This is a genomic window from Archangium violaceum Cb vi76 (assembly GCF_000733295.1).
GTDB lineage: Bacteria > Myxococcota > Myxococcia > Myxococcales > Myxococcaceae > Archangium > Archangium violaceum.
In genome coordinates, this window is sequence record NZ_JPMI01000165.1 from 74,389 (window position 1) to 94,135 (window position 19,747).

The window sequence follows — 19,747 nt, forward strand, 5'->3', positions numbered from 1 at the left end:
CGGGCTCCGGCCACTCAGGCTTTCAGTTTGTAACCAGAGCGTAACGCGGCCCACGCCACGCCCGTGGCCAGCAGCGCCACGCCCACGAGGATGCCGGCGCCCAACAGGGGCGAGAAGCCACTCTGGCCCAGCATGCCGTAGCGCAGCCCCTCCACCATGTAGACCATGGGGTTGAAGAGGCTGATGTGATTCCAGGGCGAGGGCAGCTCGCGCACCGAGTAGAAGATGCCGCCCAGGAAGGTGAGCGGCAGCATCACGAAGGTGGGGAAGAAGTTGATCTGCTCGAACTTCTCGGCCCACACGGCGGCCAGAATCCCCAGCACGCTGAAGGTATAGGAAGACAACAGCAGGAAGAGGAGCGCGGCGGGCGCGTGCTCCAGCCGGAAGCCGGTGAAGAGCGTGGCCACCGCCCAGGTGAGCCCGCCCACCATCAGCCCGCGCACCATGGCCCCGCCGATGAAGCCGGCCATCAGCTCCAGCGGCCCCAGCGGCGCCACCAGCAGGTCCACCACCGTGCCTTGAATCTTGGTGATGAAGAGCGAGGAGCTGCTGTTGAGGAAGGCGTTGTTGGCCAGGCCCATGAAGACGAGGCCCGGGACGATGAACTGCAGGTAGGGCACACCCTCCACCTCGTGCACGCGGCCGGCGAGCGAGTAGCCGAAGACGAGGAAGTAGAGCGAGGTGCTGATGAGCGGCGAGAGCACCGTCTGGCCCGGCACGCGCATGAAGCGGCGGACCTCCTTCGCCAGCAGGGACTTCATCCCAATCGTGTTCATGGTGTCGTCGGTCCTGGGGAGTCGGGTGGGGCGCTCAGGCGGCGCCAGCGGCGGCGGCGGGCTTGCCGCGCAGGATGTCGATGAGGATGTCCTCCAGGCGCGAGTGGCGTGTCTCCACGTCGCCCACCGGGAGGCCCTCGGTGTAGAGGGCGCGGAGGATGTCCCCGCCGGGAGCGCGGCCCTCGCGCTCGGGGTAGGTGACGGTGCGGCCGTCCTCGGAGAGCGTGGCGCCCGCCTTGAGCACGGACTCGGGCAGCGGGGTGGAGAGGGGCGCGGTGAAGGTGACGATGAGGCGCTTCTCGCCCAGCCGGCGCAGCAGTGCCTTCTTCTCCTCCACCAGCAGCAGCTTGCCCTCGTTGATGACGCCCACCCGGTCCGCCAGCTCCTCGGCCTCCTCGAGGTAGTGCGTGGTGAGGACGATGGTGGTGCCCTCGGCGGCCAGCTTGCGCACGTAGTTCCACAGGTCCCGCCGCAGCTCCACGTCCACGCCCGCGGTGGGCTCGTCCAGGAAGACGAGCCGCGGCTTGTGCACCAGCGCCTTGGCGATGAGCAGCCGGCGCTTCATGCCGCCCGACAGCGCCCGCGTGAGCGAGTCCGCCTTGTTCCGCAGGTTGAGCGCGGTGAGCACCTCCATCACCCGCGCCTCGTCCCGCTTCTGCCCGTAGTAGCCCTGCTGGATGTAGAGCGACTCGGCCACCGAGAAGAAGGGATCGAAGTTGATCTCCTGCGGCACCAGGCCCACCTCGTAGCGCGGGCGCACCGGGTCCTCGTCCAGGTCGTGCCCGAAGACGAGAATCTTGCCGCTCGTCTTCTTCACCAGACCGCAGACCGAGCCGATGAGCGTCGTCTTGCCGGCGCCGTTGGGGCCGAGCAGGGCGAAGATCTCCCCGGGACGGATGGTGAGGTTGACGTCGGTGAGGGCCGTGAGCTTGCCGCCGTAATTCTTGGTGAGGCCGCGGAGCTCGAGCGCGGGTGTGGAGGACATGGTGGAGGACGCCTTTACCACCGCCACGGCCGCCGGGAAGTCCCGAGCATGTTCCAGTGACAGCGGAGCGTCGTGGGGGTGCCCCGGCTGGAGGGCAGGGGGGCTGGGGAGAGTGGGGGAGGGGCGGACGTGGGGCGGGGGCCGGGCTGTTCTGGGTCGGAAGAGGCGGAACCCCGGGAAACCCGTGTCCTGTATCGTGAGCGGGCGGCCGAGCGCCTTGAGCCCGCCGCGGCTCCTTGGTATCCGCCAGCGTCCACGTCACCGAGTCGGAGGCAGAAAGAGCACGATGGCCCAGAATTTCATCTTCACCATGCAGGACCTGCGCAAGGTCAAGGGCGGCAAGGACATCCTCAAGGGGATCTACCTGTCGTTCTTCCCGGGCGCGAAGATTGGCGTCATCGGTCCCAACGGCTCCGGTAAGTCGACGCTGCTGCGCATCATGGCGGGCGTGGACACGGAGTTCTTCGGCACGGCGAAGCCGGACCCGAGCGCGCGCGTGGGCTACCTGGCGCAGGAGCCGCAGCTCGAGCCCACGCTGGACGTGAAGGGCAACGTGGAGCTGGGCCTCAAGCCCATCCGCACGCTGCTGGATCGCTTCAACGAGGTGAGCGCGAAGTTCGCCGAGCCCATGGACGACGCGCAGATGGAGAAGCTGCTGGCCGAGCAGGGCCGGTTGCAGGACGCCATCGACGCATGCAACGGCTGGGAGCTGGACCGGACCCTGGAGATGGCCATGGACGCGCTGCGTCTGCCGCCCGGGGACGCGGACGTGACGAAGCTGTCCGGTGGTGAGAAGCGCCGCGTGGCGCTGTGCCGCATCCTCCTGGAGAAGCCGGACCTGCTGCTGCTGGACGAGCCCACCAACCACCTGGACGCCGAGAGCGTGGCGTGGCTGGAGCAGGCCCTGAAGGAGTACAAGGGCACCATCGTCTGCATCACGCACGACCGCTACTTCCTGGACAACGCGGCCGAGTGGATTCTGGAGCTGGACCGCGGCGAGGGCGTGCCCTGGAAGGGCAACTACTCGAGCTGGCTGGAGCAGAAGCAGAAGCGGCTGGAGCTGGAGGAGAAGTCGGAGAGCGCGCGGCAGAAGACGCTCAAGCGCGAGCTGGAGTGGGTGCGTGCGTCGCCCAAGGCGCGTCAGGCCAAGAGCAAGGCGCGTATCGCGGCGTACGAGGATCTGCTCAACCAGACGCAGGAGAAGCGCGACCCCACGGGCGAGGTGACGATTCCGCCGGGGCCGCCGCTGCGCGGACTGGTGGTGGAGGCCAAGGGGCTGCGCAAGGCGTTCGGGGAGCGGCTGCTCATCGACGACCTGAACTTCCGGCTGCCGCCGGGTGGCATCGTGGGCGTGATTGGCCCCAACGGCGCGGGCAAGACGACGCTCTTCCGGATGCTCACGGGGGTGGAGAAGCCGGACGCGGGCGAGCTGCGCGTGGGCGAGAACGTGAAGATGGCGTACGTGGACCAGAGCCGCGACGCGCTGGCCGGGGACAAGAGCGTCTTCGAGGAAGTGAGCGGCGGGCTGGACTACATCGACCTGGGCCGGGCGGGGCAGATGCCGAGCCGCGCGTACCTGGCGGGCTTCGCGTTCAAGGGGCAGGATCAGCAGAAGCGGGTGAAGGACCTGTCGGGCGGCGAGCGCAACCGGGTGCACCTGGCGAAGATGCTCAAGAGCGGCGGCAACCTGCTGCTGCTGGACGAGCCGACGAACGACCTGGACGTGGAGACGCTGCGGAGCCTGGAGGATGCGCTGCTGAACTTCGCGGGCTGCGCGGTGGTGATCAGCCACGACCGCTGGTTCCTGGACCGTATCGCCACGCACATCCTGGCGTTCGAGGGAGACAGCCGGGCGTTCTTCTTCGAGGGCAACTTCCAGGACTACGAGGCGGACAAGAAGAAGCGCCTGGGCCCCGAGGCCCTGGAGCCGCACCGCATCCGCTACCGTCCGCTCACGAAGAGCTGAGCGCTGGAACACCGGAGCTGACGCAGTAGACACAGTGCCCCCTCCCTCTCCCCCCGGGAGAGGGTCGGGGTGAGGGTGCCGGAGTTCCCAGGTTCACGGCTGTGGAAGTCCCCTCTCCCTCTGGGAGAGGGCTAGGGTGAGGGTCGTCCCCACCCGGGAGGGCGGTCGTGATTCAGAAGGTCTCGTTCCGCAACTACAAGGCGTACCGCTCGCTCGAGCTGGAGTTGGAGCCCTTCACGGTGCTCGTTGGCCCGAACGCATCGGGGAAGACGACGCTATTGGATGGCCTTCACCTCATGTCGCGAGTGGTGGCCAAATACTCCGGGTTGAGCCCGCTAATGCTCGAAGAGCAGCCGGAACTGCGTTCCTATGGTGTCAGCCTTCCCTTGGAATTGGGCGTCGAGGGGGTCTGGGATGGCAAGCAGGGGTCTGCTCGCATTTCGGGAACACCGGACTCAGAACCTTCTCCGACGGGGAGCTTGAGGTACTGGAAGTTCATGGTGGATGGCCGGTGGAATGTTGAAAGCGTCGACGTTCTCAGTGGTCATGGTCGTGCCGAGCAGTACGAGGTTGTGTCTGAAGACAATCCATTCCGCAGGGCACTGACATCGATTTGGGTGTTACGGCTGGAATCAAGGCGTTTGGCTGCGCCATCCTACAGTGAAGCGGAAATTCCGAGCATGGATAGCGACGGCTCGGGACTCGCATCTGTGTTGGCCCACCTCAAGCTGAGCGATGATGAGGCATTCAGCAACATACTGGATGCTCTCAGGCAGATCGTTCCTGCGGTACGTCGTATCCGGATTGAGCGCGCTGCGGTTGAGCAGACTGCTCTTCGGACCATATCGCTGGACGAGCAGCAACATGTTGTTTCGGACAAGCGCACGTTCTGGGGCAACAAGGTCATCTTGGACATGAAGGGGGCCAAGGGCGTTCCAGCGGATGCAGCGGGTGAAGGCACGATCATGGCGCTCGGGCTTTTGACCGTTCTCCTGGGACCCAGGAAACCCCGGCTACTTCTACTCGACGATATCGAACTGGGTCTCCACCCTGTTGCTCAGGGCAAGCTCATCGAGCTTCTGCGCAAGATCCAGCAGAGCGACCCCGAGCTTCAAATCATCGCCACGAGTCATTCACCTTTCATCCTGAACTACCTCGACCCGAAGGAGGTCCGGATGACCTTCCTCGCGGAGAACGGCTTCGCCCGCTGCGAGAAGCTCACGGCTCATCCCGAGTTCGAGCGTTGGAAGGACCTGATGAGCCCCGGCGAGTTCTGGAGCACCGTGGGCGAGTCCTGGCTGGAGAAGGTGGGCGAGACTCCGGCTCATGAGTGAGGCCTCTTACGAGTTCGGTGTCGTCTGCGAGGCCCGCGCGGACCGCGACACGGCGTGCGGGCTCGCGGATCGCGTGCTGCTCGAAGAGGTGTCCTGGCTCGCTCCAGAGACGCTGGACTCCTGCCGGCGCTGGAGGGGCTTGCGGCCCGAGGACTCCTACCTGCGGTGGGGCTCCGTGAAAGAGGAAGCCCGGCGCGCGAAGCTGGTGATTTTCGGTGGGTTCAAGGATGGGCCCGGGGAGCAGGATTCCTACAATGCGCGGCGTGCGCTCCTCCTGATGGCCATGGCCGAGCGCCGCCCGGATGCTGTCGTGATGATGCGCGACGGTGATGCACAGCGGGATCGTGCTGGGCTCGAACAGGCGAGAAACGACAGATCCTGGCCCTTCCAGGTCATCATCGGGCTGGCCGAGCCCAAGCGGGAATGTTGGGTCCTGGCGGGTTTCGAGCCCAGGACTGCGGATGAGGCGGATCAGCTCGAAAAGCAGAGGAAGAGGCTCTCGTTCCATCCCGTTCGCGACGCTCACCAACTGACCGCACGCGAGCACGGTGCCAAGAAGGACGCGAAGGTCGCCCTGGACGCACTCACCCTGGGGGACAAGGAGCGCGAGCGCGCGTGTCTGGAGGAGACGTCTCTCGCGGTGCTCGAGGAGCGCGGCGGAAAGACAGGTCTGGCGGAGTATCTGAAGGAAGTCCGCGAACGGCTCGTTCCCATCCTCTGAACGGGTCCGTGGGTGTGACGTAGCGTGGACCCCCGACGGCCAGTGTGCCGAGGGGGGAGACCCTCACCCCAACCCTCTCCCAGAGGGAGAGGGAGTTGACGCGGGTTCAACCCGGGGTCCGGGCACCCTCACCCCGTCCCTCTCCCGGGGGGAGAGGGGCTGTGTCGCGGTTTTCACCCCTGGTTCCCCTGCTCGTTCTCCCCAGGACAACCCGGAAGTGGGCGCCGCCCCGGGCCGCGCTATGGTGCCGTCCCGAGCCAGAGGCCTCGCCCGAGCCCGTCCATGAACGTCGTCTTCATCTCCCCCCACTTCCCCCCTCAGTTCTTCCACTTCGTCTCCGCCCTGCGCGAGCGCGGCGTCAAGGTCCTGGGCATCGGCGACACCCCCTACGACTCCCTCCGCCATGAGCTCCGGGAGTCCCTCTCCGAGTACTTCTTCACCCCCAACCTCAACGACTACGACGCCCTCCTGCGCGCCACCGGCTACCTCACCTGGCGCCACGGCCGCATCGATCGCATCGACTCGCTCAACGAGACCTGGCTCGAGGTCGAGTCCCGCCTCCGCGAGGACTTCCACGTCCCCGGCCTCCTCCCCGCCGACATCACCCGTCTCCGCACCAAGATGGGCATGCACGATGTCTTCAAGCAGGCCGGCGTCGCCCACCCCAGCTGCATCCCCGTCAAGGACGCCGCCGGTGTGAAGGCCTTCGCCCAGAGCGTCGGCTACCCGCTCGTCCTCAAGCCCGACGTCGGCGTCGGCGCCGCCCGCACCTTCAAGGTCTCCTCCGATGCCGAGGTCGATGCCGCCCTGAAGGACCCCCTCCCCAACTACGTCGCCCAGGCCTTCGTGCGCGGCGCCATCGTCACCTACGACGGGCTCGTGGACCGCGAGGGCAACATCATCTTCCGCCTCAGCCACGAGTACAGCGACGGCGTCATGGAGGTGGTGCTCGAGCAGCGCGACATCTCCTTCTGGAGCCTCAAGGAGATTCCTCCCGCCCTCGAGGCGCTCGGCCGCCGCGCCGTCGCCGCGCTCGGCCTGCGCGAGCGCTGGTTCCACCTCGAGTTCTTCCGCCTCTCCGATGGCAGCTACGTCGCCCTCGAGGCCAACCTGCGTCCGCCCGGCGGCTTCATGACGGACCAGATGAACTACGCCTGTGACATGGACGTCTACCGCCTCTGGGCCCGCGTCCTCACCGGGGATGACCTGCGCGACTTCCGCTACACGCCGAAGTACCACGTGTGCCACGTCGCCCGGCGCGCCTCCCGCCGCTACCGCTACTCCCACGCGGAGCTGGTGGCGAAGCTCGGTGACGCGCTCCTGCTCCACCGCGAGCTGCCCGCCGTCTACCACAACGCCATGGGCAACGAGATGTACCTCACCCGCCACGAGCGCCTCGACGCCATGCACGACGCCGTGCGCCTCATCCAGGCCACCGCCTGACGTCTCCTCCCGGCTTCAGCGCTCCTTCCAGCGCAGGAGGTAGACCGTCCCCTCCTCCTCCCTGCGCACGATGGCCGCGTGGGGCTCGCTCGCGCCGCTGGCCTTCAGGAAGCCCACGAAGAGGGCCTCGGCGTAACCCGGTGCGTCCAGCACCGAGTTCATCCACATCTCCCACATGCCGGGCTCCAGCTCCTTCAGCCGCACCTCGGTGTAGTTGTCCCCGCTGCGCAGCGCCTGCACCATCTGCTGCACCGTGCGCTTGGGCCCCAACAGCCGCAACAGCCGCATCATCGCCCGCCCCACCAGCGTCTGCCCGTAACCCTCCACATGGTCCGTCGCGAGCTGCCGGAAACCCTCCTCGCGCGGCAGGCCCGGGTACACCTCCTCCAGGATGATGTGGAGGCAGTACAGCCACTGCGTCACCGGATAGGCCGGCAACAGCGGCCGGTCCAGGTCCAACCCCACCTGCTTCAGCCGCTCGCGCAGCCGCGGCGTCACGCGCTCGCCCACGCCGTGACGCAGCAGGCCCTCCACCACCTGGACGAAGACCCTCCGGTCCTCCCGTTTGACCTCGCGGCGGGGCTTCACCCGGGCCTCGTCACCCGAGCAGCCAGTTCATCGCCCACGGAAGCCGCCGCTGCCAGGCCGACTCGTGGTGCTGCCCCTCTGGCTCCAGCACCAGCGCCAGCTCGTGGTCCGCGTACCCCAACTGCTTGAGGTGGACATAGAAGTCGCGCGTCGCCTCGCCGTAGGGCAGCGGCACGCCTCCCGGGTTGATCCACTCGTACGTCCCGGCGTCCAGGTAGATGCGCGACCAGCGCTGGCTGTGGGCCTTCCAGTGCTCGAAGAGCTTGTACTCGCTCCACATCACCGACGGCGACAGCGCTCCAATCCGGCCGAACACCTCGGGGTACTTCCAACCGAGGTACAGCGACATCAGCCCGCCCAGCGACGAGCCCATGACGGCCGTCCACTCGGAGCCCTGGCGCGTGCGGTAGACGCCATCCACGTAGGGCTTGAGCGTCTCGACGATGAAGCGGGCGTAGGCACCCCCCCGGGCCCGCACGTTGGCGCGCGACTCGTTCCAGGGCGAGTACTCCTCCAGCCGCCCGGGGCCCGAGTCGATGCCCACGATGAGCCACGGCTCCGCCCGGCCCTCGCCCACCATCCGCTCCAGGGCGAGGTTGGCACACCACGTGTCGAACACGGCCGACTCGGAATGGGCGAACACGTTCTGCCCATCGTGCATGTAGAGGACGGGGAACCGGTGGTGGGAGGCCTGGTCGTACCCGTCCGGCGTGTAGATGCGCACGGTGCGGGTGAAGCCCTCCTGCGGGGAGGCGAAGTCTCGGATGATGTGCACGTGACCCATGGAACGCCGGTGAGAAGCCAGATGCAACGATAGATGGCCCCGCGCCCCCGGCCAACCCTCTCCGAGACGCAACCACGACGCCGCCAGTGTGGGCGGACGGAGGCCCGCGTCCGCGGCCTGGATGGGCGTTTCCCGCGCGGGACACCTCTCGAGTGGGGTCCCCGAGGTGTCCTCGTTGGTCTCCTTCGTGCAGTGCGCCGGCCGCGTGAAAACCGCCTGCCCGCCCGCCCTGCTGACGACCTGGTTGCTCCTCGCCGTGACGGGCGCGCGGGCCGAGCCCTACGAGGCGGATGTCTCCATCACCCGCGAGGCGGACCTCCGCGCGCTGTATGAGGACGGTGTCCTCGCGGAGGAGGACTTCGAGACGCTGCGGGAGCTGCTGCGCACCGGGGTGGATGTGCACACGGCCTCCCGCGAGGCGCTGTACGCGCTGCCGGGTGTGACCTGGGCGCAGGTGGATGCGCTGCTCGCGTACCGGGCGCGGGTGGAGGGGGACTTCGAGCCGGAGGCGCTCGTCGAGGCCGGGGTGCTCACCGCCGGGCAACTCCAGCGGGTGCGGCCCTTCCTGGCCGGGGAGGCCCGCGCCGCGAGGACCGTCTCCGGGCGCCTGCGCCTGCTGACGGCGTACGGAGCGGCGGATGCGCTGGTGCCGCCGGTGCTGCTCCACGCACAGGCCGAGGGACCCCTGGGCCTGCGGGGCGGAGCCGTGGTTTCGCTCAGCCGGCGGCGCCTGGAGGCCGTGCGGTACGAGCCTCGCCGCCGCGCGCTGGTGGCGGGGCTGCCCGGTGTGGTGCCCCGGTTGCCGAAGCTCCACGTGCGCTGGGAGGGCGAGCACGCCTCGGTGCTGGTGGGGACGTACCGGCTGGGTTTCGGGCAGCGGCTCACCCTGGACACCACGGGCCGCCCGGCACCGGATGGTTTCGTGCCCGACGACGGCTTCCAACCGCCCGGTGGCCCCGAGCGGCGCTGCATGCTGACGGGCACGGGCGCCTGCCCGGAGGAGAACACCCCGGGACGAGTCACCCCGGACTTCGGCTGGACCGAGGGCTTTCGCGGTGTCGCCGGCACCGTGCGCGGACAGGTGGAGGGGGTGGCGTTGGCCTTCACGGGCTTCGGCTCGCACCAGTCGCGCGATCTCCTCCAGTACGAGCTGCTCGACACGAAGACCCGCAAGACGCCGGACGTGCTCGCCGTGCTCCCCGGGAAGCAGGTGCCGGGCACCGTGCGCTTCGTCTCGCGCACCCTGCCGGATGTCTTCCACGAGCTGGCTGGAGGTGGCCATGTCACCGCCGGTTTCTCCCCGAGGACCCGCGTGGGGCTGACGGGGTGGGGCGCCTGGCCGGTGTGGGCGGTGGAGGGCGTGGGGCTCGACCTCCAGCCGAGCTCGCGCTTCCCCGCGGGCGGGGGCTATGGCGCGGTGGGCGCCGACGCCACCTGGGGCACGGGGCCAGTGGACCTCTTCCTCGAGGCGGCGCGGAGCTTCTCGGGCGCGGGTGGAGGCTTCGGCGCCGTCCAGCGCACCGTGCTCGGCGACCGGAGGCGCGAGCTGGAGCTGACGCTGCGTTATTACGGGCGCGGCTTCGACAACCCCTACAGCCGTCCCGTCTCCAGCCCCGACGAATTCGAGGGCCTGCGCGCGAGCAACGAGCTGGGCACCCGGCTGCGCTACCTCCACCAGACGGAGGACGGCGCGTGGCGGATGACGGGGCAGGTGGACGTGTGGACGCAGCCTCCGGGCGGCGAGGCCTCTGGCACCTTCCATCTCGGCACCTCCGCCCGCGTGGACTACGTGGGCGTGCCCGAGCTCCAGCCCTCGGTCTGGGTGGAGTTTCGCAACAAGGACCTCGGCCAGAACGGGCCCGGGCTGTGCTTCGAGGGAGGTGAGGACTGCGCCGGTGAGCAGTACCGCGTCGCGGGCCGTGTGCGGCTCGACGCCACCGAGAGCCTTCGCCTGGCCGCGCAGTACCAGCACACCCTGGTGGGCAGCCGGCAGCGCCCCGAGAGCTTCCAGCACGACAGCCGGGCCTCGTTCGAGGTGCTCGTGCGGCCACTGTCCTCGCTGCGCCTGCACGGGCGCGCGAGCTGGCAGGACGAGGACCTCTCGGAGAACACCCGGCTCACGCAGACGGTGCGCACCTCGCTGGAGGTGGCCTGGGACGCCGTCGCTGGGTTGGGCACGCGCGCCCGGTACGAGCTCGTGCTCGACCTGAAGGCACCGGTGGGCGCGCGCTCGCCGCCCGAGCTTCCGCAACACCTCTTCCGGCTGGAGCTGGAAGGCCGTTTCTAGATGGAGCCGACCTGGATGAGAGCCATTCCCTTTCGCTGTCTTTCCCTGGCCGGGGTGCTGATGTGTGGCGCCTGTGGCCCTTTGTTCGATGACGTGGAGCCCACCTGTGAAGGGTGGAGGCCCGGAGACGTCGTCTTCACCGAGCTGTTGCCGGACCCCGAGGGGACGGACACCGGACAGGAGTGGATGGAGCTCCACAACCCCGGGCGCTCGGCGATGGACCTGCGCGGGCTGCTGCTCTACGCGGCCCGTCCGGATGGCTCGCAGGAGCGGGCCTACCTCTTCGAGGAGTCCGTGCCGGTGGCGCCGAGGGGCCATGTGGTGCTCGGCGACGTGCGCTCCGAGCCGCTGCCCTCCCATGTGAATCACTCGTACGGCGACGTCCTGGGCTCGCTGGGCAACACGGGCGGGCTCGTTGGATTGCGCTGTGGCTCCGTCGTCGTCGACGAGGTGCGCTACTCCGGGCCCCTCCGCTCGGGTGTGGCGCGCATCTACGACGGGAGGCTCGTGCCGGACGCGGTCGACAACGACGAGGCGGGCCGCTGGTGTGATGCGCCCGCTTCCGCTGTGGACGGTGGCACGCGGACGAGCCCCGGTGCCGCGAACCCGCCCTGCGCGGAGGCCGCCACGGATGGAGGCGTGCCCGCGGGCTCGTGTCTGTCTTCACGTACGGGAGCTGTCCGGAGTCTGTCACGTCCTCGCCCGGGGGACCTGGTCATCACCGAGCTCATGGCCGACCCGAAGGCCGTGGCGGATGCACAGGGCGAGTGGGTGGAGGTGTATGCCCTGCGCGATGTGGACCTCAATGGCGTGACGCTCGCCAACGAGGGGAGTGGCCGGGCCCTGCTCGGTGACTCGCGGTGTCTGGAATTGAAGGCGGGCACCCATGGCGTGCTCGCGCGGAGTGCCGATCCCACGCTCAACGGCGAGTTGCCTTCCGTCCTCGGGACCTTCGCGTTTGGTTTGAGCAATGGCCCGGAGCCCCATGCGCTCCGGTTGTCCCTGGATGAGACGTTGCTCGACGAGGTGTCCTGGACGAGCGCCGCGACGCCCGGAGTGTCCCGTCAGCTCGACCCGTCGCGCCGGGACGCCACGCGCAACGACGCGCCGGAGGGGTTCTGTCCGACGCCCAAGGACTTCCGATTCGGCCTGGGCGACCAGGGCACTCCTGGCGCGGAGAACCGTCCATGCACCTGAGGAATGGCTGGCGGGTGTTGTGTGTGGTGCTCGGGCTGGGGCTCGTCGTGCTGTGCGCGTGCGGCTCGGAGTCCTCCTGTGGTCCGGGCGCTGGCGTGGTGTCGAGGGTCGTGGACGGAGACACTCTCGTGCTCCAGAGCGGCGAGCGTGTGCGTTACCTGCTCGTGGACACTCCGGAGAGCACGGGCGGCAAGCACGAGTGTTTCGGTACAGAGGCCCGGGACTTCAACCGCTCGCTCGTGGAGGGACGCCTGGTGCGGCTGGAGTACGGCGAGGCGTGTACCGACCGCTACGGGCGGCTGCTCGCGTATGTGACGGTGGATGGACGCGAGGTGAATGCCCTGCTCGCGGAGAATGGGTACGCCTGCGTGCTCTACGTGTCTCCCGCTGGGAAATCCCGGCGCGCGGAGTTCGAGGCGCTCGAGTCCTCGGCCCGGCGCGCTGGGCGCGGCCTGTGGGGACAGTGTTCCATCGCGCCGTGTGGACGGTGAGGCCCATCAGTTGGCTACAGGGGAGGGAGTGTCCCTGGGCTGGGGGTGAACTGCTCCCTCGTGTACTTGCCGTGCACGCGGGGCGAGGCGAGTAATCTTCCGAGGAGCTGCCTGCCGGGGTTAAGGTGTGCCCCGGCATGATCACGAAGATCCACATCCAGAACTTCAAGTCGATCCTCGACTACACGCTCGAGCTTGGGCGGATCAACGTCTTCATCGGCGAGAACGGCGCGGGCAAGACCAACATCCTCGAGGCCTTCGCCACGGCGAGCGCGGCCGCTGACGGCACGCTTGAAATCGAGGACCTCTATACAAGAGGTGTCCGGATCGCCAAGCCGTCCATTACCATCAGCTCGTTTTTACAGAGAAAGACCACCCAAGCCATCGCGCTCACGCTTACCGCTGCGGCCCGAACGTCATCCACGGATGAAAAGGCCCCCCAGTTGGAGCTTCGGTTGGTTCCAGATGCCGGCGATATTGATTCGGGCTGGCGAGTTGATTCATTCAGCAACTCCCTGATTCTAGAGGCTCCATCCGACACGGCAGCCCTGGACATGGTTATGGGAGTCCTTCTCAGGCTTGATCGCAGCCAGAAGTCGACCAAAGCAGCACTGAAGGAATTGAAGGAACTCTCGAAATTAAAACTCAAGCGCCCAAATACCTCCATCCTTCAGAAGCAATTGAAGAGCTTCTGCATCTACAATCTGAATCCACTGGCGCTGCGTGGCATCCAGAACACCAGCCGTAGACTCCCACTGGGCATCAATGGCGAGAACCTGGACGTCTTCCTCGAGGGGTTGACCCAGGCGCAGCGCCGCGAGCTCGTGCGCTACAGCAAGTTCATTCCCTGGTTCGACAATCTCCTCATCGACACCCAGGATGAGCTGAAGTTCAAGGGGCACAAGCTCGGACGGAGCACCTCCCGGCTCTACTTCCGGGACCGGTTCATGAAAAAGGGCAACAACGTCTTCTCCGCCGAGAACGCGAACGAGGGCATTCTCCACACCCTCTTCTATCTGGCCCTGTTCCTGAGCGACAAGACACCGCCCATCTTCGCCATCGACAACATCGAGACCGCGCTCAACCCACAGCTCTGCCGCGAGCTGATGAAGTCCCTCGCGGCGATGGCCAAGGCGCACGACAAACAGGTGCTGATCACCACGCACAACCCCGCCATCCTGGATGGGCTGGATCTGCACGATGACGATCAGCGGCTCATCGTCATCCACCGCAACGACCAGGGGCACACCGTGGGCAAGCGCATCAAGCTCAAGCCCCAGGCCAAGGGCGAACCCAGGTACAAGCTCTCGGAGCTGTGGATGCGCGGACACCTCGGCGGGCTCCCCAAGGCGTTCTGAACCGGGCCATGCGAATCGGAATCATCGCGGAGGGCCGGGGTGACCTCGCCGTCATCTCCAATATCTTGAGGGGACGGCTTGGCATCGACTTCGAGGACATCCAGTTCCTGCGGCCTCAATATGCGCTCGATGAAACGGACCTCCACTCCATGTCGGAGGCGCAATTCAGCAACTGGGGGCTCGTGAAGCAGGAGTGCAAGACTGGCTCGCTGTTGGAGGAGTTCCTGAACAGCCCCATCGACGAAGAGCGACTGGTCGTCATCCACGTCGACACCGCGGAGGCGGAGCTGGCCGGCTACGACGTTACCCGTCCTTCGGGCTCGACGGGGGACGCTTCCATCGAGTTGCACAGGCGCGTCGCGGCGAAGCTCGACGAGTGGCTCTCCGGACGGAAGTCGGACCAGTTCCGCTACGCCATCGCCATCGAGGAGACCGAGGCGTGGATCCTCACTCTCTATCAAAAGAAGGAGACCTCCACCGCTCGCGATCCCAAGAAGGCGCTCAAGAAGGTGGTGGGACAGCGCCACTCGGACAAGGAGCGCAAGCAACTCTCCCAGATGAGCGCCTACGAACACCACGACAAGCTGAGCCGGGACTTCCGCAAGCGGAGCACGCTAGCGGACTGTGCCACACGCAATCACAGCCTGCGTCTTTTCTTGGAGTCATTTGCCTCCAACGAAGAGGGCTGACTCGTGCCCCCAAGCGGGTGAGGCAGCGGCGAAGGCGGAGCGGAAGAAGGCGCGTCCTCCGCGAGCAGATGGGGCCGGAGGTGTTCCAGACCGCGGGCGCCATCCACCTGAAGGGGAAGGGATGACAGCTGGGCACCGCAGAGACGCGCTACTCGCTCTCCCAGGACTGAGCACGTCCTGAATCGTCAGAACGGCCCCTATGATGGAGGGCTCATTCCCCGAGGAACTCGCATGAACAGGACATTCCGGTGGTCGTTGTTGCTGGCGGGTGTGGTGGCCAGCGGTTGTGGCGGAAGCGTGGACCCCACGGAGCAGGCGGCTCCCTCCATCCAGACGGAGGCGCTGACGTCGTCGCAGTGGACGAGCAATGCCTCCATGAGCATCGGGCGGGGGACATCTCATTCCTCGGCGCTGCTGAGTTCGGGACTGGTGCTGGTGACGGGGGGGAATCCGCGGAGCGAGCTGTACAACCCCTACTCGAACACCTGGACCCCCTCGGGCTCCATGAACGAGCCGCGTGGGCTGCCGAGCGCCACCCGGCTCACCTCGGGGCTGGTGCTGGTGGCTGGTGGACAGAACGGCGTCGGGCCCGACATCCGGACCGCGGAGTTGTACGACCCCGCCACGGGCACCTTCACCTATACCGGCTCGATGACGGTGGGGCGTTCCTGGCACACCGCCACGCTGCTCGACTCGGGCAAGGTGCTCGTCACGGGCGGGCTGACGTCGTCCATGGGCTTCACCTCGACCGCCGAGGTGTATGACCCCGCCACGGGCACGTGGTCGTCCGCGGGAACGCTGTCCTCGGGCGGCTTCTTCCAGGCCGCGGCGAAGCTCTACTCGGGTGAGGTGCTGCTGACGGGCAGCATCTCCGGGGTGAACGCGGAGGTGTACAACCCCACCACGAATACCTGGCGGCGGGTGGCCCAGCTGCCGACCCCTCGCGCGTTCCACACCGTGACGCGGCTCTACTCGGGCAAGGTGCTTCTGGCGGGCGGCAACACCAACGAAGGCACCTCAACGTCGGCGTACTTGTATGACCCGTACACCGACCAGTGGACGCTGGCCGCGCCCATGAATCAGGCGCGCAGGGACCACACCGCGACCCTGCTCTACTCGGGCAAGGTGCTGGTGGCGGGCCGGTTCGCCAGCGACGGTGCCGAGCTGTATGACCCGGACACCAACACGTGGACCCTGCTGGAGGGCGCCCTGGTGCCCGACGCCACGACCGCGACCCTGCTGCACACCGGCGAGGTGCTACTCACCGGCCAGACGACGTCGCGTTACACGCCGTGAACCCGGCGCGGGGACTCGAGCGGTGATGTGCTCGGGTCCTCCGTCCGGCTGTCCGGGCGTGTGGTGTCCGCACGCCCGGAGTCGGGCCCGATGAGGAACTGGCCGTACCAGTTGAGCAGGGCCTCGTACAGCGAGGGATGCCGCGGGGTGTGGGAGGTGCCCGGCAGCAGGAGCAGCTCCTTGGGCGGCAGGGCCACCTCGTGTAGCAGCCGCGAGTCGTCCGAGGGCACCGTCGCGTCGTCCTCGTTGTGGATGAAGAGGGCGGGCACGTGCCACCGCCGCATCCGCTCCACCATGCCGTGGCCCGCCGTATCGGTGAAGAAGTGCGGCCCGATGTCACACCGCGTCCCGAGGGACGTGTGGCGGCTGGAGACGCCTCTGGGGTTGTAGCCCTCGCCCATGAATGCGGGGAGGTACTCCAGCGGTCGGGCGGGTGTGGCCATCAGCACCGCGCAGCGGATGTGCTCCGGGGCGAGCGCCAGAATCGTATTCACGCCCATGCAGTGGCCCAGCAGTCCGAGGCGCCCGGTGTCGACCTCGGGCCGGGCCCGCGTGAACGAGAGCATCGCATCGAGCTCGGCCACCATCTTCGTGGGGGAGGTGTCGACGTAGCGCCCTTCGCTCTCGCCACACCCGGTGAAGTCGAAGCGGATGACCGCGAGGCCGCCGCCCGTGAGCGTCCGGGTGATGGTGTCGAAGAGCCCCCGCTCCTCCTTGGTGCCGAAGAAGCCATGCACGAGGAGCACCGTGGGCAGGGGGCCTTCGAGGTGCTCGGGGCAGGCCATGAGGCCCACGAGCCGCTGCCCCTCGTGATTCGTCGTGATGACCCGGGACTCGATCATGCCGCCAGCGCCTGGGGCCAGGGGTGGATGCGAAGCCGGCCCTGCTCCAGGGTCAGCGCGAAGCTGGGCGCGCCTGTCGATAGCATCCAGCGCCGCAGCTCGTCGGACAGGTAGTCCATGGTCTGCAAGCGTTTGCCCAGGTCGAGGAACCCATGGAAGCCCATGGCCTGGTGGCTGGAGGAGGGCAGGGGCTCCTGGAACAATCGCTCCACGTGCTCGCCCGCGCTGGCGTCGTAGATGACATCGCAGGTGTCGAGGTGCCGGGTGGCCACCCTGCCGGGGAACCGGCCCAGGGCGAAGTGGTGGTAGAGGACGTACTCGGACGCCGCGTTCCATTTGGTGACGTCCACGCCATCCATGAACGCCCGCCAGAAGGGCTTCTGGTGATGGGCCTCCGCGAGCGCCATCAACTCCTCGAGGATGTCGCGCTGGAGCAACAGGTGGTGGTGCATGCCGCTGAAGGCGTGGCGGGAGGAGAAGCCGGGCACGAGGTAGCGGGCGAACGTGGCGTGGACGTGCTCGTGGCGGCTCGGATCCTCGCGGTCCTTCAGCTCCCAGTGGAGGGGATAGCCCAGGGCCAGGAGGGCCCGTCCGTGCTCGTCGAGGAACTCCACCTCGCCGGTGAACACGAAGTCCGAGTCGAGGATGAGGGTGTCCGGCAGCAGGTCCGGGATGACGCGGAACACATAGAGCTTCAGGAGCTGCTGGTAGTACCAGGAGCCATTCGGGTACTTGCACCCGCGCGCGGTGAGGAGCTGGGAGACCTCCGCGAGCGTGAAGGGAAAGCGCTCCTCACCGTGCTGACGTACCTGCTCCGGAAGACTCCAGTCCGCGAGGTGGATGGGCGAGGGAGAGAGCACGTGAATGGTACGGATCGGGTTCTTCGAGCACCGGAGGATTCCCTCGATGCAACGGCGCAGTTTGAAGAAGTCCTTGGGGGCCACGGGGATGACCACATCCATCTCTCTCATGAGATGCCTTCCACTCCGGTTTCGGGACCTGGAGTCCCGCCTCGATGAGAGGTTGCGTGAAGTTCCCGGTGAGCGCCACCGGATGCGTTGGGACACACGTTGTCGCACCTCTTGAGGCGCCGTGGTGCCCGCCCGCCTGGATTGCGCGCGAGCGGGGACGGAGAGCGCCGGTCATCTTCTTGGGGGCGGTCCGACCTTCTACCCTGGGAAGACATGCCCGTGGCGGGTGTGTGAATCCCTGGGGAGAGCGTGTCGTGAAGATGAACGGGTCGTCCGTGTTGCTGATGGGCTGGTTGTCCGTGTTCGCGGGGTGCCAACCCGAAACCGATGTCTCTCCCATGGCGAGCCAGGCCGAGGCGCTGGGCAGCGAGGTGGGCGCTTGGACGCCCATGGCTCCCAAGGGTTTTTCGGCATACAACACCAGCGCCCTCCTGCTGCGCGGTACCGGTGAGGTGCTGGAGACAGCCTACGGTTTCGTGCAGCGCTACAATCCATACACAGACACGTGGCGGGACATGAGCCTCATGTGCTCCCCTGGTTACTGTCAGACCGCCTCGCTGACGGAGCTTCCCTCGGGCAAGGTGCTGGCGGGCGTTGTCTTCGCCGGGAGGATGGGAGGCACTCCAGGGCTGATGCGCTACGAACCGGACACGGATACGTGGGCGATCGTGCCACATGGGCACTTCCGGGGGCGGAGCATGACGGTGCTCGGCTCAGGCAAGGTCCTCATGGCAGGGGGCTCGACCTATGAGGGCTCGCAGGTGGTCTCGCTGCGGAGCGCGGAGGTGTACGACCCGGCCCTGGAGACGTGGACCCCCGTGCCAGGGAGCATGATCACGCCTCGTGCCGGGCACTCCGCGACCCTGCTCTACTCGGGCAAGGTGCTGGTGACGGGAGGCGCCGCCCCGGACGGCTCTGGCTTCTCCACGGCCGAGCTCTATGACCCCAGCACGGGAACCTGGACGGCCGCGGGTTCCCTGCCTCTTGCCGTCGGCGCGCACCGCGCGGTCCGTCTCTACTCGGGCCATGTGCTCGTCCTGAGCGACGTCACGGGCTCCACTGAAACCGCCGTGGCCCTGTACGATCCCTACAACGAGCGCTGGTCCGCGGGTCCGATGCTCCCGCTCGCCCAGCCCATCTCCGCGACGTTGCTCTACTCGGGAGAGGTGCTGGTGATGAACACGGCAGGGCGGACGGCGGTGTACTCGCCTTCCCTGAACGCCTGGCTGCCCGCGGCCTCCGCGACGCCCTCTACCTCTCCAGGCGCCGCGGTGCTGCTCCACACGGGTCAGGTGCTGCGGCTGAATGGCGGTAGCCCGATGGTGGAGCGGTTCACACGCTGAGCCTGGCACGCTGCTCTCCGCGTGCCCGGAGATGCCCATGTCCATGCTCCAGTGTCTCAGTTCCTGAGAGGTTGTTGGGGTTGGACCAGGAATTGACCCCCTGGTACCACCAAGGGACAGTTCGACTGCCTCTCAAAACCAGACATGAGTAGGAGTAGCGGAATGCAAAGCAATGCAGTGCAGTGGATGCGCGGGCTGCTGGGAGTATGGCTCGGAGTGTTGTGTGGGGTCGGCTGCGGGCCGTCTACCCACTCGAAGGAAGCGCAGGATTCGCTTGGCGCTCTTCCGCTGGCTACGCAGGCGCGAGCCCGTCTCGCGGCAGGGGGAGATCATTCTCTGGTGGTGCGTCCGGATGGTACCGTCTGGGCCGCGGGGCGGAACTCCTTTGGTCAGTTGGGAGATGGGAGCACGAGCAGCCGCCCATGGCCGGTTCAGGTGCAGGGGCTGAGCGGGGTGGTGGCCGTGGCCGCTGGCTATGGCCACTCGCTGGCGGTGCGCTCCGATGGCACCGTGTGGTCCTGGGGCTACAACTCCGAAGGCCAACTGGGGGATGGCACCACGAACAACCGCACCACGCCGGTGCAAGTGTCAGGACTGAGTGGCGTCGTGTCGGTGGCCGCTGGCCGTTTCCACGCGCTGGCGGTGCGCTCCGATGGCTCCGTGTGGGCCTGGGGCT

At 67.4% G+C, this 19,747-nt stretch carries 18 protein-coding genes; 12 read left to right on the forward strand and 6 right to left on the reverse strand.

The window, feature by feature from the left end; genetic code table 11:
* Positions 1–14 precede the first annotated feature (14 nt).
* A complete protein-coding gene (locus Q664_RS24135) occupies positions 15–776 on the reverse strand; it encodes an ABC transporter permease (protein ID WP_043400148.1) in 762 nt (253 codons plus the stop codon).
* 34 nt (positions 777–810) lie between these two features.
* On the reverse strand, positions 811–1,761 hold the full coding sequence (locus Q664_RS24140; RefSeq protein ID WP_043400248.1) for an ABC transporter ATP-binding protein: 951 nt from the start codon (positions 1,759–1,761) through the stop codon (positions 811–813).
* 286 nt (positions 1,762–2,047) lie between these two features.
* Between Q664_RS24140 and ettA the strand changes: the two genes are divergently transcribed.
* The 4 genes from ettA to Q664_RS24160 all read left to right on the forward strand — a co-directional run bounded on the left by ettA (position 2,048) and on the right by Q664_RS24160 (position 7,225).
* Positions 2,048–3,727, forward strand: a complete 1,680-nt coding sequence (ettA, locus tag Q664_RS24145; RefSeq protein WP_043400151.1) for an energy-dependent translational throttle protein EttA — start codon at positions 2,048–2,050, stop codon at positions 3,725–3,727.
* Positions 3,728–3,894: 167 nt separating this feature from the next.
* Positions 3,895–5,061, forward strand: coding sequence for an AAA family ATPase (locus tag Q664_RS56510; RefSeq protein WP_084610311.1), 1,167 nt, complete (start codon positions 3,895–3,897; stop codon positions 5,059–5,061).
* Positions 5,054–5,782 carry a hypothetical protein gene (locus Q664_RS24155; RefSeq protein WP_043400153.1) on the forward strand — a complete coding sequence of 243 codons (729 nt, stop codon included), beginning with the start codon at positions 5,054–5,056 and terminating at the stop codon, positions 5,780–5,782. Before Q664_RS56510 ends, Q664_RS24155 begins: the two co-directional genes overlap by 8 nt.
* A gap of 282 nt (positions 5,783–6,064) precedes the next feature.
* Complete coding sequence (locus Q664_RS24160; RefSeq protein ID WP_043400157.1) at positions 6,065–7,225, forward strand: ATP-grasp domain-containing protein; 1,161 nt, start codon at positions 6,065–6,067, stop codon at positions 7,223–7,225.
* A gap of 15 nt (positions 7,226–7,240) precedes the next feature.
* On the opposite strand, the gene Q664_RS24165 is transcribed toward Q664_RS24160, so the two are convergent.
* Both Q664_RS24165 and Q664_RS24170 read right to left on the reverse strand, forming a co-directional pair.
* Entirely contained in the window at positions 7,241–7,813 is a 573-nt protein-coding gene (locus Q664_RS24165) for a DUF2378 family protein (protein WP_043400160.1), read from the reverse strand.
* A gap of 10 nt (positions 7,814–7,823) precedes the next feature.
* Positions 7,824–8,597: an alpha/beta hydrolase gene (locus Q664_RS24170; protein WP_043400254.1), complete on the reverse strand. Its 774-nt coding sequence runs from the start codon at positions 8,595–8,597 to the stop codon at positions 7,824–7,826.
* 166 nt (positions 8,598–8,763) lie between these two features.
* On the opposite strand from Q664_RS24170, the gene Q664_RS24175 reads away from it, so the two are divergent.
* The 6 genes from Q664_RS24175 to Q664_RS24200 all read left to right on the forward strand — a co-directional run bounded on the left by Q664_RS24175 (position 8,764) and on the right by Q664_RS24200 (position 15,915).
* Positions 8,764–10,884 (forward strand): ComEA family DNA-binding protein, encoded by a 2,121-nt coding sequence (locus Q664_RS24175; RefSeq protein ID WP_152622310.1) that lies wholly within the window; start codon positions 8,764–8,766, stop codon positions 10,882–10,884.
* 15 nt (positions 10,885–10,899) lie between these two features.
* Positions 10,900–12,081 carry a lamin tail domain-containing protein gene (locus Q664_RS24180; RefSeq protein WP_084610315.1) on the forward strand — a complete coding sequence of 394 codons (1,182 nt, stop codon included), beginning with the start codon at positions 10,900–10,902 and terminating at the stop codon, positions 12,079–12,081.
* On the forward strand, positions 12,072–12,572 hold the full coding sequence (locus tag Q664_RS24185) for a thermonuclease family protein (protein WP_052518595.1): 501 nt from the start codon (positions 12,072–12,074) through the stop codon (positions 12,570–12,572). Before Q664_RS24180 ends, Q664_RS24185 begins: the two co-directional genes overlap by 10 nt.
* Before the next feature lie 137 nt (positions 12,573–12,709).
* Complete coding sequence (locus tag Q664_RS54155) at positions 12,710–13,930, forward strand: AAA family ATPase (RefSeq protein ID WP_043400166.1); 1,221 nt, start codon at positions 12,710–12,712, stop codon at positions 13,928–13,930.
* Between the two features lie 8 nt (positions 13,931–13,938).
* Complete coding sequence (locus tag Q664_RS24195) at positions 13,939–14,619, forward strand: hypothetical protein (RefSeq protein ID WP_043400169.1); 681 nt, start codon at positions 13,939–13,941, stop codon at positions 14,617–14,619.
* Positions 14,620–14,850: 231 nt separating this feature from the next.
* Positions 14,851–15,915, forward strand: coding sequence for a Kelch repeat-containing protein (locus tag Q664_RS24200; protein WP_052518597.1), 1,065 nt, complete (start codon positions 14,851–14,853; stop codon positions 15,913–15,915).
* Here Q664_RS24200 and Q664_RS24205 read toward each other — a convergent pair.
* Positions 15,903–16,757, reverse strand: a complete 855-nt coding sequence (locus tag Q664_RS24205; protein ID WP_043400172.1) for an alpha/beta hydrolase family protein — start codon at positions 16,755–16,757, stop codon at positions 15,903–15,905. The two genes, Q664_RS24200 and Q664_RS24205, sit on opposite strands and share 13 nt — an antisense overlap.
* Positions 16,754–17,728 carry a hypothetical protein gene (locus tag Q664_RS59285; RefSeq protein WP_043400175.1) on the reverse strand — a complete coding sequence of 325 codons (975 nt, stop codon included), beginning with the start codon at positions 17,726–17,728 and terminating at the stop codon, positions 16,754–16,756. Before Q664_RS59285 ends, Q664_RS24205 begins: the two co-directional genes overlap by 4 nt.
* Positions 17,729–17,988: 260 nt before the next feature.
* Between Q664_RS59285 and Q664_RS24215 the strand changes: the two genes are divergently transcribed.
* Positions 17,989–19,071 carry a Kelch repeat-containing protein gene (locus Q664_RS24215; RefSeq protein ID WP_235216853.1) on the forward strand — a complete coding sequence of 361 codons (1,083 nt, stop codon included), beginning with the start codon at positions 17,989–17,991 and terminating at the stop codon, positions 19,069–19,071.
* A gap of 162 nt (positions 19,072–19,233) precedes the next feature.
* The coding region (locus Q664_RS56515; RefSeq protein WP_369406342.1) for an RCC1 domain-containing protein at positions 19,234–19,747 on the forward strand (514 nt) is incomplete at its 3' end.

Excerpts from the sequence above, each read along its gene's own strand:
- Q664_RS54155 (WP_043400166.1), top strand. The coding sequence starts at position 12,710 with ATGATCACGAAGATCCACATCCAGAACTTCAAGTCGATCCTCGACTAC.
- Q664_RS24160 (WP_043400157.1), top strand. The coding sequence starts at position 6,065 with ATGAACGTCGTCTTCATCTCCCCCCACTTCCCCCCTCAGTTCTTCCAC.
- Q664_RS24205 (WP_043400172.1), bottom strand. The coding sequence starts at position 16,757 with ATGATCGAGTCCCGGGTCATCACGACGAATCACGAGGGGCAGCGGCTC.
- ettA (WP_043400151.1), top strand. The coding sequence starts at position 2,048 with ATGGCCCAGAATTTCATCTTCACCATGCAGGACCTGCGCAAGGTCAAG.
- Q664_RS24185 (WP_052518595.1), top strand. The coding sequence starts at position 12,072 with ATGCACCTGAGGAATGGCTGGCGGGTGTTGTGTGTGGTGCTCGGGCTG.
- Q664_RS24170 (WP_043400254.1), bottom strand. The coding sequence starts at position 8,597 with ATGGGTCACGTGCACATCATCCGAGACTTCGCCTCCCCGCAGGAGGGC.
- Q664_RS24195 (WP_043400169.1), top strand. The coding sequence starts at position 13,939 with ATGCGAATCGGAATCATCGCGGAGGGCCGGGGTGACCTCGCCGTCATC.
- Q664_RS59285 (WP_043400175.1), bottom strand. The coding sequence starts at position 17,728 with ATGAGAGAGATGGATGTGGTCATCCCCGTGGCCCCCAAGGACTTCTTC.
- Q664_RS24140 (WP_043400248.1), bottom strand. The coding sequence starts at position 1,761 with ATGTCCTCCACACCCGCGCTCGAGCTCCGCGGCCTCACCAAGAATTAC.
- Q664_RS24200 (WP_052518597.1), top strand. The coding sequence starts at position 14,851 with ATGAACAGGACATTCCGGTGGTCGTTGTTGCTGGCGGGTGTGGTGGCC.
- Q664_RS24135 (WP_043400148.1), bottom strand. The coding sequence starts at position 776 with ATGAACACGATTGGGATGAAGTCCCTGCTGGCGAAGGAGGTCCGCCGC.
- Q664_RS24155 (WP_043400153.1), top strand. The coding sequence starts at position 5,054 with ATGAGTGAGGCCTCTTACGAGTTCGGTGTCGTCTGCGAGGCCCGCGCG.
- Q664_RS24215 (WP_235216853.1), top strand. The coding sequence starts at position 17,989 with ATGAACGGGTCGTCCGTGTTGCTGATGGGCTGGTTGTCCGTGTTCGCG.
- Q664_RS24180 (WP_084610315.1), top strand. The coding sequence starts at position 10,900 with ATGAGAGCCATTCCCTTTCGCTGTCTTTCCCTGGCCGGGGTGCTGATG.